The 13,974-nt window shown below is 61.2% G+C and carries 13 protein-coding genes; 12 read left to right on the top strand and 1 reads right to left on the bottom strand.

Annotated features, from left to right (window positions below; genetic code table 11):
* Positions 1 to 104: 104 nt before the first annotated feature.
* The gene (gene map / locus MKD49_RS09250) at positions 105 to 929 is read right to left on the bottom strand and encodes a type I methionyl aminopeptidase (protein WP_121039982.1); all 825 of its coding nucleotides are present in this window, start codon (positions 927 to 929) and stop codon (positions 105 to 107) included.
* Positions 930 to 1,270: 341 nt separating this feature from the next.
* Between map and rpsB the strand changes: the two genes are divergently transcribed.
* From rpsB to fabZ, 12 genes are all read left to right on the top strand, one after another.
* Positions 1,271 to 2,011: a 30S ribosomal protein S2 gene (rpsB, locus tag MKD49_RS09245; RefSeq protein WP_039788284.1), complete on the top strand. Its 741-nt coding sequence runs from the start codon at positions 1,271 to 1,273 to the stop codon at positions 2,009 to 2,011.
* A gap of 136 nt (positions 2,012 to 2,147) precedes the next feature.
* Entirely contained in the window at positions 2,148 to 3,035 is an 888-nt protein-coding gene (tsf, locus tag MKD49_RS09240) for a translation elongation factor Ts (protein WP_034332958.1), read from the top strand.
* A 316-nt stretch (positions 3,036 to 3,351) separates the two neighbouring features.
* Complete coding sequence (gene pyrH, locus MKD49_RS09235) at positions 3,352 to 4,068, top strand: UMP kinase (protein WP_006462540.1); 717 nt, start codon at positions 3,352 to 3,354, stop codon at positions 4,066 to 4,068.
* Positions 4,069 to 4,184: 116 nt separating this feature from the next.
* On the top strand, positions 4,185 to 4,745 hold the full coding sequence (gene frr / locus MKD49_RS09230) for a ribosome recycling factor (RefSeq protein ID WP_039788280.1): 561 nt from the start codon (positions 4,185 to 4,187) through the stop codon (positions 4,743 to 4,745).
* Between the two features lie 194 nt (positions 4,746 to 4,939).
* Entirely contained in the window at positions 4,940 to 5,698 is a 759-nt protein-coding gene (uppS, locus tag MKD49_RS09225) for a polyprenyl diphosphate synthase (RefSeq protein ID WP_083859609.1), read from the top strand.
* Positions 5,698 to 6,525, top strand: a complete 828-nt coding sequence (locus MKD49_RS09220; RefSeq protein WP_039788277.1) for a phosphatidate cytidylyltransferase — start codon at positions 5,698 to 5,700, stop codon at positions 6,523 to 6,525. The genes uppS and MKD49_RS09220 overlap by 1 nt, the downstream gene beginning before the upstream one ends.
* A 26-nt stretch (positions 6,526 to 6,551) precedes the next feature.
* On the top strand, positions 6,552 to 7,724 hold the full coding sequence (gene ispC, locus MKD49_RS09215; protein WP_252696143.1) for a 1-deoxy-D-xylulose-5-phosphate reductoisomerase: 1,173 nt from the start codon (positions 6,552 to 6,554) through the stop codon (positions 7,722 to 7,724).
* Positions 7,721 to 9,094, top strand: a complete 1,374-nt coding sequence (gene rseP / locus MKD49_RS09210; protein WP_252696142.1) for an RIP metalloprotease RseP — start codon at positions 7,721 to 7,723, stop codon at positions 9,092 to 9,094. The genes ispC and rseP overlap by 4 nt, the downstream gene beginning before the upstream one ends.
* A gap of 193 nt (positions 9,095 to 9,287) precedes the next feature.
* Entirely contained in the window at positions 9,288 to 11,669 is a 2,382-nt protein-coding gene (gene bamA, locus MKD49_RS09205) for an outer membrane protein assembly factor BamA (protein ID WP_134135298.1), read from the top strand.
* Between the two features lie 45 nt (positions 11,670 to 11,714).
* Entirely contained in the window at positions 11,715 to 12,224 is a 510-nt protein-coding gene (locus MKD49_RS09200) for an OmpH family outer membrane protein (protein WP_227022628.1), read from the top strand.
* Between the two features lie 128 nt (positions 12,225 to 12,352).
* On the top strand, positions 12,353 to 13,441 hold the full coding sequence (lpxD, locus tag MKD49_RS09195) for a UDP-3-O-(3-hydroxymyristoyl)glucosamine N-acyltransferase (protein ID WP_121039991.1): 1,089 nt from the start codon (positions 12,353 to 12,355) through the stop codon (positions 13,439 to 13,441).
* Positions 13,434 to 13,898: a 3-hydroxyacyl-ACP dehydratase FabZ gene (fabZ, locus tag MKD49_RS09190; protein ID WP_006462531.1), complete on the top strand. Its 465-nt coding sequence runs from the start codon at positions 13,434 to 13,436 to the stop codon at positions 13,896 to 13,898. The genes lpxD and fabZ overlap by 8 nt, the downstream gene beginning before the upstream one ends.
* Positions 13,899 to 13,974 lie beyond the last annotated feature (76 nt).

Raw genomic sequence — 13,974 nt, 5'->3', positions numbered from 1 at the left:
CTATATGAACAAAGCCGCATCCCCATGCGGCTTTGCGCTCGAAGCAGGTTTCGTGCCGGAAACTGTGTGCAGGGTGGAGGGGCACATGGTTCCGGCCGCCAGGGTCACGCCGGGGTGGCGACCTGGTTCTGGATGAAGGCCGGCGGTGCCGGCATGCCGGGCGACACCGTCAGCACTTCGAAGCCGGTCTCGGTGACCAGCACGGTGTGTTCCCATTGGGCTGACAGGCTGCGGTCCTTGGTCTTGATGGTCCAGCCGTCGCCCATTTCGCGGATCTCGCGGCGGCCGGCGTTGATCATCGGTTCCACGGTGAAGATCATGCCGGCTTCCAGCTTCTCCAGCGTACCGGGGCGGCCGTAGTGCAGGACTTGCGGTTCTTCATGGAAGACCTTGCCGATGCCGTGGCCGCAGAACTCGCGCACCACGCTGTAGCCGGCCTTTTCGGCGTGCTGCTGGATGACGTGGCCGATGTCGCCCAAATGTGCGCCCGGCTTGATCTTGGAGATGCCCAGCCACATGCATTCATAGGTGATCTCGGTCAGGCGGCGTGCCAGGATGGACGGCTCGCCCAGGAAGAACATGCGGCTGGTGTCGCCGTGGTAGCCATTCTTGATGATGGTGACGTCGATGTTGAGCACGTCGCCGTTCTTCATCACCTTGTCGCCGGGGATGCCGTGGCAGATCACGTCATTCAGGGAGGTGCAGATGGCCTTGGGGTAGGGCGTGTAGCCTGGCGGGCAGTAGTTCAGCGGGGCCGGGATGCTGCCTTGCACGTTGGTCATGTACTCGTGGCAGAGGCGGTCGATCTCGCCGGTGGTCACGCCCGGCTTCACGAAGGGGGTGATGTAGTCCAGCACCTCGGCGGCCAGGCGGCCGGCCACGCGCATGCCTTCGATGTCTTCGGCGGTCTTGATGGTGATGTTGCCCATGATGAATCGCAATTCGCTAGAAAATCGTCAAGACGGGATTATAGACGACGGGGGTGCTTTCTGTTTTGCCGGCTCCGGCCGACAAGCCGGGGACGGCGTTTGGCTGCGTTCCTTATCTTCATGTGCTACTTGAACAAAAGTGATGGGTCGAGTAGAATGCCGGGCTGATCTGAAAACCACAGGTCAGTTGTCGAATGCGGTGTGCGGAATGATTCTTCATGTCTGTTTGGCAATAAGTGTCGTAAATTATCTTTTGAAACGCGAATCCGTTCGCTAAAAGGGTGTCCGGCTGCATGAGCCGGATGACCGAGCGGATTCCAGACCTAACCCTGGAGAAATTCATGTCCGTTACCATGCGCGAAATGCTGGAAGCCGGTGTCCACTTCGGTCACCAAACCCGCTTCTGGAACCCCAAGATGGCCCCCTTCATTTTCGGTCATCGCAACAAGATTCACATCGTCAACCTGGAAAAGACCCTGGGCATGTACCAGGAAGCCGTCAAGTACGTGCGCCAGCTGTCGGCCAACCGTGGCACCATCCTGTTCGTTGGTACCAAGCGTCAAGCCCGCGACATCCTGTCCGCTGAAGCGCAACGCGCTGGCGTGCCCTACGTTGACCAGCGCTGGCTGGGCGGCATGCTGACCAACTTCAAGACCATCAAGACCTCGATCAAGCGCCTGAAGGACATGGAAGCTGCCATCGAAGACGGTTCGGTCGAGAAGCTGTCGAAGAAGGAAGCCCTGCTGTTCACCCGTGAACAGGAAAAGCTGCAAAAGGCCATCGGCGGCATCAAGGACATGGGCGGCATTCCTGACGCCATCTTCGTCATCGACGTCGGCTACCACAAGGGCGCCATCACCGAAGCCGCCAAGCTGGGCATTCCGGTCATCGGCGTGGTCGATACCAACCACTCGCCCGAAGGCGTCACCTACGTGATCCCGGGTAACGACGACTCCGCCAAGGCGATCGCTCTGTACGCTCGCGGTATGGCTGACGCCGTGCTGGAAGGCCGCGCCAACGCCGTCAACGACGTCGTCGAAGCAGTCAAGGGCGATGAATTCGTCGAGGTCGAGCAGGCTTGATTCTGCTCTTCCGGTAGTACGGTAGTCCAAAAAGGGGTGACAGCGGGTAGTGACGCAGTGGCCCCTTTTTTTTGATTCAATTTTCGAGTTTCAGGCATACCGCAAGCGCGGGATGCCTCCAAGTCAGGAGAAAAGTATGGCGGCAATTACCGCAGCAATGGTGGGCGATCTGCGTGCGAAGACCGACGCGCCGATGATGGAATGCAAGAAGGCGCTGACCGAAGCCGATGGCGACATGGCCAAGGCCGAAGAGATTCTGCGCGTCAAGCTGGGCAGCAAGGCTTCCAAGGCCTCTTCCCGCATCACCGCAGAAGGCGTGATCTCGGCCTACATCGCTGGCAACGTCGGCGCGCTGGTCGAAGTGAACTGTGAAACCGACTTCGTGACCAAGAACGACGAGTTCATCGGTCTGGTCGAAGCTGCTGCCAAGCTGGTGGTCGAACAGAATCCGGCTGACGTGGCTGCCCTGGGCGCCTGCAAGCTGGCCGACGGCAAGACCCTGGAAGAACTGCGCACCGAACTGATCGGCCGCATCGGCGAGAACATGTCGTTCCGTCGCTTCCAGCGCTTCGAAACCACCGGCAAGCTGGCTGCCTACCTGCACGGCACCCGCATCGGCGTGATCGTCGAGTTCGACGGCGCTGAAGAGCAAGTCGGCAAGGACGTGGCCATGCACATCGCTGCCATGAAGCCGGTCGCCCTGTCGGCCGAGCAAGTGCCGGCCGACCTGATCGAGAAGGAACGCTCGGTCGCCGCCCTGAAGGCTGCCGAATCCGGCAAGCCGGCTGACATCGTCGCCAAGATGGTGGACGGTTCGGTGCAGAAGTACCTGAAGGAAGTGTCGCTGTTCAACCAGGCTTTCGTGAAGAACGACAAGCAAAGCGTCGAACAGATGCTCAAGGCGGCCAATACCACCGTCAAGTCGTTCGCCATGTACGTGGTCGGCGAAGGCATCGAGAAGAAGCAAGACGACTTCGCTGCCGAAGTGGCAGCGCAAGTGGCTGCAGCGAAACAAGCTCAGTAAGCGTCGCAGGAAAAACGGGCCGAGAGGCCCGTTTTTTTAAGCCGGATTCCGGGAACTTTCGGAGTCGCCCGCGTCTACAGTCAGGGTCGTCCGTCGGATGAATGATGACGCGCAGGGCAGGCCGCCTGGCAACGGCAATATGGGTAGCTAAAGCAATCCTGGCAGCACACGGCAAGACAGAATAGGGCGCAGCAGTACATCCCCTCATGCGTTCGGACCTGCCCCTGATGACGAAAAAGCGCCATTTCGTCGGGTGACAGCGAGTGCCGGCGCGTCAATACGTAATTCAACCTCGGACAGAACACGGAGCCCTGCAATGACAACACCAGCCTACAAGCGCGTACTCCTCAAACTCTCCGGCGAAGCACTGATGGGCGACGACGCCTACGGTATCAATCGCGCGACCATCGAACGCATGGTCGCGGATGTAGCAGAAATCAGCAAACTGGGCGTGGAACTGGCCATCGTGATCGGTGGCGGCAACATCTTCCGCGGCGTCGCGCCGGGCGCCCAGGGCATGGATCGTGCAACCGCCGATTACATGGGCATGCTGGCCACCGTCATGAACTCGCTGGCCCTGGCTGATGCCATGCGCCAGGCCGGCCTGACGGCCCGCGTGATGTCGGCCATCGGCATCGAGCAGGTGGTCGAGCCCTATGTGCGCCCCAAGGCGCTGCAATACCTGGAAGAAGGCAAGATCGTGGTGTTCGCCGCCGGTACCGGCAACCCCTTCTTCACCACCGATACCGCCGCCGCCCTGCGTGGCTCGGAAATCGGTGCCCAGATCGTGCTGAAGGCCACCAAGGTGGATGGTGTCTACACCGCCGACCCCAAGAAGGATCCGGCCGCCACCCGCTACCAGTCGATCTCCTTCGATGAAGCCATCGCCAAGCACCTGCAGGTGATGGATGCCACCGCCTTTGCGCTGTGCCGCGACCAGAAGCTGCCGATCAAGGTGTTTTCCATCGTCAAGCCGGGTGCGCTCAAGAGCGTGGTCATGGGTGACGATGAAGGCACCCTGGTCCACGTCTGATTGATATTGCAGTGCAGAAACCGGCCGCAGGCCGGGATTCCCGTTTACAATGCCCGTCTTTCAGGCATTTGCCATCAAGACAAGCCAAGTTATTGCACCAAAGTTAGGAGAGCAGCATGAGTGTCGCTGACGTCAAGAAAAATACCGAGCAGAAGATGGCCAAGTCCATCGAAACCCTGAAGGCCAACCTGGCCAAGGTCCGTACCGGCCGCGCCCACACCGGCCTGCTGGACCAGGTCATGGTTGAATACTATGGTTCGCCGACAGGCCTGTCGCAGGTCGCCAACCTGACCCTGATCGATGCGCGCACCATCGGTGTGCAGCCGTTCGAGAAGAAGATGGCCGCCGTCATCGAGAAGGCCATCCGTGAAGCCGACCTGGGCCTGAACCCGGCCACCCACGGCGACCTGATCCGCGTGCCGATGCCCGCGCTGACCGAAGAGCGCCGCAAGGAAATGGTCAAGCTGGTCAAGAGTGAAGCCGAAGATGCCAAGATCGCCGTACGCAATATCCGCCGCGAAGGCAATGAAGGCCTGAAGAAGCTGGTCAAGGACAAGATCGCCTCGGAAGATGATGAGCGCCGCGGCCAGGACGAGATCCAGAAGCTGACCGACAAGTTCGTGGCTGACATCGACAAGATGGTCACCGACAAGGAAAAGGAAGTGATGACGGTGTAAGCCGTCCTGCAGGTCTCACGCGCGGCTGCCATGGCGGCCGCGCTGCACGAACAAGTCCAAGACAGCAAAAGTGCAGGCGGGAAGTGAGAGCGGCAATGGGGGGGAGGAGGCTGGCCGGTTTGTCAAAGCGGCGCATGCCCGTTACCATGTTGCGCTTCACCATCCGGCGCACGGAAAAGTAATAAATCATTTACATGAAGCATCAAAGCTCAACTCTGGCGGTTCCGGAGACTTCCGCGGTTCCGCGCCATGTTGCCATCATCATGGACGGCAACGGTCGTTGGGCGACCAAACGTTTCCTGCCGCGTGTGGCGGGGCATGCCAAGGGCGTGGATGCAGTGCGCTCCATTGTCGAGGCCTGCGCCGAGCGCGGTATCGAATTCCTTACCCTGTTTGCCTTCAGTTCCGAAAACTGGCGTCGCCCTGCCGACGAAGTGTCGGTGCTGATGCGTCTGTTCATGACGGTGCTGGAGCGTGAAGTCGGCAAGATGGCCAACAATGGCATCCGCCTGCGCATCGTCGGCGACATGAGTCGCTTCGATCCGAAATTGCAGGAGATGGCGGCCAAGGCCGAGGCACAGACCGCCGGCAACAGTCGCCTGACGCTGACCGTCTGCGCCAACTATGGCGGGCGCTGGGATGTCATGCAGGCCGTTTCCAAAATGGTCAAGGACAAGCCGGGCGCGACCGACTACACCGAAGAAGAACTGGCCCCGTATCTGGCCATGGCGTATGCCCCCGAGCCCGATTTGTTCATCCGTACCGGCGGTGAACAGCGCATCTCCAATTTCCTGTTGTGGCAGCTGGCGTACAGCGAGCTGTACTTCACCGAAACCTTCTGGCCCGATTTCGACGACAAGGCGCTGGATCAGGCGATCGGCTCCTACCAACAACGCGAGCGCCGCTTCGGGCGCACCAGTGCCCAGGTACTGGACCAGAAAAAGGCTTCCTGATGCTCAAGACGCGTGTCATCACGGCGTTGATCCTGCTGGCAATCCTGTTGCCCATCCTGTATTTCGGTTATTTCCCGGCCTTTGCCATGGCGGTGCTGGTGTTCTTCGCCGCCGGTTCGTGGGAATGCTTCCGTCTCTTCAAGAGCCCGCGTCCCACCTTGTGGGCTGCCGTGTGGACGCTGGTCTTCAGCGTCATCCTGTTCTTCTCCGGCTTGCCCAGCGTGCGCGCCCTGTATGTGCTCTGCGTGCTGTTGTGGGCCTTGCGCTTCGTGCCCGCGCTTGGCCTGGGCCTGCCTCGGATCGAAGCTTTCGGCAATCGGCTGCTCAACGGCACCTACATGCTGTCCATCCTCGGCTGCTTCGTTGCCATCGTGGACCTGTTCCAGCATTCGCCGCTGTATCTGCTGTCGGTGATGGCCGTGGTGTGGGTGGCTGACATTGGTGCCTATTTCTCTGGCAAGGGCTTCGGACGCCACAAGTTGGCTCCCACCATTTCCCCGGGCAAGTCCTGGGAGGGTGCCATCGGCGGCTGGCTGGCGGTGCTGGTGATTTCGGCGGCAGTGGCCATGTCCATGAGTGGTGGCGAGACCTTCCAGTATCACCTGTTCAATCGCTGGGGCTGGGGCGGCTTTGTCGGCGTGCTCAGCCTCATGGTGGTGGCCAGCGTGGTCGGCGACTTGTTCGAGTCGCAACTTAAGCGCCGCGCCGGCATGAAGGACAGCAGCAACCTGCTGCCCGGCCACGGCGGCGTGCTCGACCGCATCGATGCGCTCATCCCGGTGCTGCCGCTGGCAGCGCTGGTCGATCTCTGGCTGGCGGCTGCCTGAGCCGCCGCTTTCCTTTTGGAAATTCCATGCAGTCCATCAGCATTCTCGGTGCCACCGGTTCCATCGGCGTGTCCACGCTGGACGTGGTGGCCCGCCATCCCGACCGCTATCGCGTCTTTGCGCTGAGCGCCCATTCCCGTGTTGCTGAACTGGCCGAGCAATGCCAGCGCTTCCGTCCGCAAGTGGCCGTGGTCGGTTCCGCCGAAGCGGCCGCGCAGTTGCAAACCTTGTTGCGCGCAGCCGGGCTGTCCACTGAAGTGGCCTACGGTCCGCAAGCCTTGTGCGACATCGCATCGGCCGACGGCTGCGACATGGTCATGGCGGCCATCGTCGGTGCCGCAGGACTGGCCTCCACGCTGGCCGCCGCACGTGCCGGCAAGAAGATCCTGCTGGCCAACAAGGAAGCTCTGGTGATCTCCGGCCAGCTGCTGATGGATGCGGTGCAGGCACATGGTGCCAGCCTGCTGCCCATCGATAGCGAACACAATGCCATCTTCCAGTGCCTGCCCGCCGGTTACACCCGTTCGATGACGGCGCATGGTGTCGAGAAAATCCTCCTGACGGCCTCTGGCGGTCCGTTCCTCCATCGGGATGTGAATACGCTGGATCAAGTCACCGTGGAAGAAGCCGTGGCCCATCCCAAGTGGGTGATGGGGCGCAAGATCTCGGTGGATTCCGCCACCATGATGAACAAGGGTCTGGAAGTGATCGAAGCGCACTGGCTCTTCGGCGCGCCGGCGGACAAGATCGAGGTGGTGATCCACCCGCAGAGCGTGATTCATTCCATGGTCTCGTATGCCGATGGCTCTGTGCTGGCGCAGTTGGGCAACCCCGACATGCGCACGCCCATTGCCAATGCGCTGGCCTATCCGGAGCGTATCGCCTCGGGCGTGGCAGCGCTGGATCTGGCGCAGATCGCGCAATTGTCGTTCTTGCCGCCTGACTATCAGCGCTTCCCCTGCCTGAAACTGGCGTATGATGCGCTGCGGGCCGGCGGTACGCTGGCGGCGATCCTCAACGCCGCCAACGAAGTCGCCGTGCAAGCCTTCCTCGATGACCGCATCGGCTTCGGGAAGATCGCTCCCCTGATCCACGAGGTCATGTCCGCCATCCCCAACCGGCAAGCCGATGACATCACGGCGCTGCTGGAGCAGGACCGGCAGGCGCGTGACCACGCCGAGGCCCTGATTTCACGATGAACCTGCTGCATACCCTGATCGCTTTCTTCGTTGCCCTGGGCACCCTGGTGGTAGTCCACGAGCTGGGGCATTACCTGGTGGCGCGCTGGTGCGGTGTGAAGGTATTGCGCTTCTCGGTCGGCATGGGCCGGGTGATCTGGTCGCGCCGCTTCGGCCGCGACCAGACCGAATGGGCGTTGTCGGTGCTGCCCTTGGGCGGCTATGTGAAGATGCTGGACGCGCGCGAACAGCCGCTGGAAGACATTCCGGAAGCCGATCTCAAGCGCGAATTCACGCGCCAATCCGTCTGGCGTCGCATCGCTATCGTGGCGGCCGGGCCGATCGCCAATTTCCTGCTGGCCATTCTCCTCTTTGCTGGTCTCTACATGCACGGCGTGCCGGAGCCGGTGCCCGTGCTGCGTGCAGCGACCGCGCAGTCGGCCGCCTACCAGGCCGGCTTGCGCGCCGGTGACCGCATCACGGCCATCAATGGCGCGCCGGTGCAGGTCTGGTCCGAAGTACGCTGGAAACTGATGCAACTGGTGCTGGAAAAGGCCGATGCCCGCATCGACGTCGAACGTCCCAACCCTAATGGCAGCGGCAAGCTGCTCAACTCGGTCACGCTGCGTCTGGGTGGCATCGACAGCAATGAGCTGGAAGGCGACTTCCTCGCCAGGCTCGGCCTGTCGCTGGCGCGTCCGCCTGCCGTGCTGGGCAAGATCATGGAGGGTCCGGCCAAGATGGCAGGCCTGGAAAGCGGCGACCGCATCACCGCCATCGATGGCGTGCCGGTCCAGGATGGCCTGGCCTTCGTGGAAAAAGTGCGCGAATCCGCCGGCAAGCCTCTGCTGCTGCAGGGCGTGCGCGGCACGGCGCCGATCGAGGTGCGCGTCACGCCGGAGTCGGTGGAAGAGGGTGAAAGCGGCAAGCGCATCGGCCGCATCAAGGTCGAAGTGCCGCTGGCACCGGAGATGGCCACCGTCAGCGATGGCCCGTTGACGGCCGTGGCCAAGGGCGCGCAGCGCACCTGGGATACCAGCGTGATGACCATCAAGATGATCGGCAAGATGATCATCGGGCAGGTCTCGCTGAAGAACATTACCGGCCCCATCACCATCGCCGACTATGCCGGACAGACCGCCCGCGTGGGCCTGGTGAGCTACCTCAGCTTCCTGGCCTTCATCAGTATCAGCCTGGGAGTGATGAATCTGTTGCCAATCCCGGTTTTAGACGGCGGTCATTTGCTGTATTATGCGCTGGAGATTTTGACAGGGCGGCCCGTTTCCGAGCGGTTTGGGGAAATCGCGCAGCGCGCCGGCCTGGGATTACTGATGGCGCTGATGCTCGTTGCCGCTTTCAACGATATCGTGCGACTGATGTTCCAAGGATGAATCCGGCCTGATGCCGGCCCCGTCGAGCAAGCAAGATCGGCGGGGCGGCCAGAAAGACCGGATTTTTTACATTTGCCGGCCAACCCCGATGGCAGTTGTTAAGCAATTGGCAATGGATCAGGAATCCGTTTTCAATTGCTTACCAGCATCATGTCAGGCAGTGCCGCAGCGAAAAACTGTTGATGAACGATAGATGAAATTACACCCTGCGCAACATCCCATTCCGACTCTCTCCCGTCGCCTGATTGCCGCTGCCGCCTTTGCCCTGTGCTCCAGCCAGGCCATGGCCATCACGCCGTTCGTGGTCAAGGATATCCGCGTCGAAGGCATTCAGCGTACCGAAGCCGGTACCGTCTTCAGCTACCTGCCGGTGCGCGTGGGCGATACCTTCAACGATGAAAAGGCCACCGCCGCCATCAAGGCGTTGTACGCCACCGGATTCTTCCGTGACGTGCGTATCGAAGCCGAAGGCGACGTGCTGGTGGTGCAGGTGGTCGAACGCCCGGCCATTGCCAGCGTCGATTTCTCCGGCATCAAGGAATTCGACAAGGAGCAACTGACCAAGGCCCTGAAGGAAATCGGTGTCGCCGAGTCGCGCATCTTCGACCGCTCGCAGGTCGATCGCGCCGAGCAGGAACTGAAGCGTCAGTACCTGTCGCGCGGCCTGTATGGTGCCAAGGTGTCGACCACCGTCACGCCGGTCGAGCGCAATCGCGTCGCCATTACCTTCGCCGTGGATGAAGGTGAAGTTTCGCGCATCAAGCAGATCAACTTCGTCGGCAACAAAGTGTTCTCCGACAGCACCCTGCGCGACCAGATCAAGCTGACCACCCCGGGCTGGTTCACCTGGTACACCAAGGCCGACCAGTACTCCAAGGAAAAGCTGCAGGGCGACATCGAAACCCTGCGCTCCTACTACCTGGACCGTGGCTATCTGGAGATGCAGGTCGAATCGACCCAGGTGTCGATCACGCCCGACAAGAAAGACATCTACATCACCGTCAACATCAAGGAAGGTGAGAAGTACACCGTCTCCGACATCAAGCTGGAAGGCGAGATGTTCGGTATGGAGCCGGAACTGGCCAAGCTGGTGCAGCTGAAGAAGGGCGACGTCTATTCCGGCGCCAAGCTGACCGACAGCACCAAGAAGATCGGTGAACGCCTGGGCAACTTCGGTTACGCCTTCGCCAACGTCAACGCCAACCCCAATGTGGACCGCGAGAAGAAGGAAGTTGCCTTCACCATCATGGTCGACCCGGGCAAGCGCGTCTACGTGCGTCACGTCAACATCGCCGGCAACACCAAGACCCGCGATGAAGTGATCCGCCGCGAATTCCGCCAGTTCGAGGATTCCTGGTACGACGGCGAGAAGATCAAGCTTTCGCGCGATCGCGTCGACCGTCTGGGCTACTTCAAGGAAGTGACCGTGGATACGCCTGAAGTGCCGGGCACCAGCGACCAGGTTGATGTGAACATGAAGGTCGAGGAAAAGCCGACCGGCAACATCATGGTCGGTGCCGGCTTCTCGCAGTCCGACAAGCTGAGCCTGACCGGCTCGATCTCGCAGGAAAACGCCTTCGGCAGCGGCAACACCGTCGGTATCGACATCAACACCAGCTCGCGCTATCGCACGATCTCGCTGTCGACCACCAATCCGTATTTCACGGATGACGGCATCAGCCGCACCTACGAAATCTACCTGCGCACGATTCGTCCGTCGGTCTATACGACCGGTGACTACCGCGTCAAGACGCTGGGCGGCAGCATCAAGTTCGGTGTGCCGTTCTCGGAACTGGACCGCGTGTTCTTCGGTATTGGCGTGGAAAACACCAACGTCAGCACCGACAACACCAGCCCGACGCTGTATCGCCAGTACGTGCGTGATTTCGGCGGCGTGGGCGGTTCCGGTTGTAACGTAACTGACGTGTCGTCGACCGCGACTTGCGGTATTGGCAGCGCCCGTACCACCAGCATCCCGCTGACCGTGGCATGGCAGCGTGACGGCCGTGACTCGGCTCTGGTGCCGACCACCGGCCGCTATCAGCGCGCCAACTTCGAGGTCTCCTATGTGGGCACCCTGAAGTACTACCGTGCCAGCTACCAGCAGCAGTATTTCCAGCCGTTCTTCAGCAAGGCCGTGACCCTGGCGCTGAATGGCGAAGTCGACTACGGCCGCGGCCTGGGCAGCAAGCCGTACCCGGTGTTCAAGAACTACTACGCCGGCGGTATCGGCACCGTGCGAGGCTATGAAGCCTCCTCGCTGGGTAGCCTGAAGGACCAGTACGGTGACTCCATGGGCGGCGCTTCGCGTCTGTACGGCAATGCCGAACTGCAGTTCCCGTTCCCGGGTTCGGGCCAGGACCGCACGCTGCGCTGGTTCACCTTCTTTGACGGCGGCAACGTCTTCGCCGACGGCGAAAACATCAAGCTCAACGACCTGCGCTATTCGGCCGGTGTCGGTATCAGCTGGGTGTCGCCGATCGGTCCGCTGAAGCTGAGCTTCGGCAAGCCATTGAACCTGAAGGCGGGTGACAAGTCTCAAACCTTCCAGTTCCAACTGGGTACCGGCTTCTAAAGCGGTCATCATTGATTCGTAATACGGAGAGTAATCTTGAAGTTCATGACCAAATCGTTCCTGTCCCTGCAGACCATCGTGATGGCTGCCTGCCTGTTGAGCTTTGCCCCCGCCCACGCGCAGGAAAGCTCGAAAATCGCCTTCGTGAGCACCGAGCGCATCTTCCGCGAAGCGGCGCCTGCCAAGGCCGCACAAACCAAGCTGGAAGCCGAGTTCGCCAAGCGTGACCGTGACCTGCAAGATATGGCTGCGCGCCTGAAGGCCCAGTCCGACAAGCTGGACAAGGATGCTGCCGTGCTGTCGGATTCCGACCGCGCCAAGCGCCAGCGTGACCTGTCCGACCTGGACAAGGAATTCCAGCGCAAGCAGCGTGAATTCCGCGAAGACCTGAACCAGCGCCGCAATGAGGAACTGGCCGTGGTCCTGGAACGCACCAACAAGGTGATCCGCCAGATCGCCGAAGCCGAGAAGTACGACATCGTCTTCCAGGAAGCCGTCTATGCTTCCAAGCGCATCGACATCACAGACAAGGTCCTGAAGGAACTGGCCAAGTAATTGCCGCCTTCACCATGCGGGCGCCGGGCGGCAACGTCCTGCGCCCGCATGTCGCTTCAGGGGCTGCCTTCAGGGCGGCCTTTGTTCTACCGTAAGCCAAGCAACGCCTACCATTCGGAAAAGCCAAGATGAGTATTCGACTGCAGCAACTGGTCGAGCGCCTGGGCGGTCAGCTGAAGGGTGATGCGACCATCGCGGTCGATGGCATCGCGCCGCTGGATGCCGCCGGTGCCAGCCACATCACTTTCCTTTCCAATCCCAAGTTCCGTGCGCAAGCCGACCAGACCCAGGCGGCGGCGCTGATCCTGTCCGAGACGGACGACGCCCAGGTGCAGGGCTATGCCGGTGCCCGCATCGTCACCCGCAATCCTTACGCCTATTTCGCCCGCGCGGCCCAGCTGTTTCAGGCTCAGGCCGAAGTGCGCGCGCCTGCCGGCATCCATGCCAGCGCCGTGGTCGATCCATCGGCCCAGGTCGCGGCGGATGCGGTGATCGGCCCGCTGGTGGTGATCGAAGCCGGTGCCGTCATCGGTGCCCGCGCCCGTATCGACGCCGGCAGCTTCATCGGCCACCACGCCAAGGTCGGTGAGGACACCCATTTCCACGCCCGTGCCACCCTGCATCACGCCTGCGAGATCGGGGCGCGCGGCATCGTCCATTCGGGTGCGGTGATCGGGGCCGATGGCTTCGGTTTCGCCAACGAAGCCGGGCAATGGATCAAAATTCCGCAAGTTGGCCGTGTCATGATCGGCGATGACGTCGAAATCGGTGCCAATACCACCATCGACCGCGGTGCCTTGGCCGATACCGTGATCGAGGAGGGCGTCAAGCTCGACAACCAGATCCAGATCGCCCACAACTGCCACATCGGCGCCCATACTGCCATTGCCGCCTGTGCCGGCATCGCCGGCAGCGCGAAAATCGGCAAATACTGCTCCATCGGCGGCGCGGCCATGATCCATGGCCACATCACCATCGTGGACAAGGTGCACGTCTCGGCCGGTACGCTGGCCCTGCGTTCGATTCTTGAGCCGGGGCAATACACCGGCTTCTATCCCATCACCGAACACCGCGACTGGGAAAAATCAGCTGCATTGGTGCGCAATCTGGGCACGATGCGTGAGAAAATCCGGGCGTTGGAAAAATCGCTTAAAACGTTGACACAAGAACAAGCAGGCCAAGCCCCGCTTTCAGAGAATCAAGAAGAGAATGAATAGCCTCGACATCAATCAAATCAAACAGTACCTGCCGCACCGTTATCCGCTGCTGCTGGTTGATCGCGTGCTGAACTGGGAGAGCGGCAAGACCATCACCGCGATCAAGAACGTGACCGTGAATGAAGAATTCTTCAACGGCCACTTCCCGCACAAGCCGGTGATGCCGGGCGTGCTGATGATCGAGGCGCTGGCCCAGACCGCTGCGCTGCTGTCCTTCCTGACCGAAGGCCGCAAGCCCGACGAGAACACCGTGGTCTACTTCGTCGGCATCGACAATGCCCGCTTCAAGCGTCCGGTGGAACCGGGCGATCAGCTCAAGATGGAAGTGGAAATCACCCGCCGTGCCCGTGGCATCTGGAAATACCGTGCCGTGGCCACCGTGGACGGCCAGGTGGCTGTGGAAGGCGACCTGATGTGCACCATGCGCAGCGCCGCCGACGCCAGCCAGAGCGCCTGACCCCAGGCCTGCCTGCAGGCTTGACGCATCAAGCCAGGCCCGGCGGTGATCGGCAAGATCGCGCCGGGCCTGATTC

The organism is Herbaspirillum sp. WGmk3 (genome assembly GCF_023952535.1).
In the GTDB taxonomy this organism is placed as follows: Bacteria; Pseudomonadota; Gammaproteobacteria; order Burkholderiales; family Burkholderiaceae_D; genus Herbaspirillum; species Herbaspirillum huttiense.
This window is presented reverse-complemented; position numbering and strand designations above follow the sequence as displayed.

Excerpts from the sequence above, each read along its gene's own strand:
- lpxD (WP_121039991.1), top strand. The coding sequence starts at position 12,353 with ATGAGTATTCGACTGCAGCAACTGGTCGAGCGCCTGGGCGGTCAGCTG.
- pyrH (WP_006462540.1), top strand. The coding sequence starts at position 3,352 with ATGACAACACCAGCCTACAAGCGCGTACTCCTCAAACTCTCCGGCGAA.
- frr (WP_039788280.1), top strand. The coding sequence starts at position 4,185 with ATGAGTGTCGCTGACGTCAAGAAAAATACCGAGCAGAAGATGGCCAAG.
- map (WP_121039982.1), bottom strand. The coding sequence starts at position 929 with ATGGGCAACATCACCATCAAGACCGCCGAAGACATCGAAGGCATGCGC.
- ispC (WP_252696143.1), top strand. The coding sequence starts at position 6,552 with ATGCAGTCCATCAGCATTCTCGGTGCCACCGGTTCCATCGGCGTGTCC.
- MKD49_RS09200 (WP_227022628.1), top strand. The coding sequence starts at position 11,715 with ATGACCAAATCGTTCCTGTCCCTGCAGACCATCGTGATGGCTGCCTGC.
- MKD49_RS09220 (WP_039788277.1), top strand. The coding sequence starts at position 5,698 with ATGCTCAAGACGCGTGTCATCACGGCGTTGATCCTGCTGGCAATCCTG.
- tsf (WP_034332958.1), top strand. The coding sequence starts at position 2,148 with ATGGCGGCAATTACCGCAGCAATGGTGGGCGATCTGCGTGCGAAGACC.
- rpsB (WP_039788284.1), top strand. The coding sequence starts at position 1,271 with ATGTCCGTTACCATGCGCGAAATGCTGGAAGCCGGTGTCCACTTCGGT.
- rseP (WP_252696142.1), top strand. The coding sequence starts at position 7,721 with ATGAACCTGCTGCATACCCTGATCGCTTTCTTCGTTGCCCTGGGCACC.
- uppS (WP_083859609.1), top strand. The coding sequence starts at position 4,940 with ATGAAGCATCAAAGCTCAACTCTGGCGGTTCCGGAGACTTCCGCGGTT.
- bamA (WP_134135298.1), top strand. The coding sequence starts at position 9,288 with ATGAAATTACACCCTGCGCAACATCCCATTCCGACTCTCTCCCGTCGC.
- fabZ (WP_006462531.1), top strand. The coding sequence starts at position 13,434 with ATGAATAGCCTCGACATCAATCAAATCAAACAGTACCTGCCGCACCGT.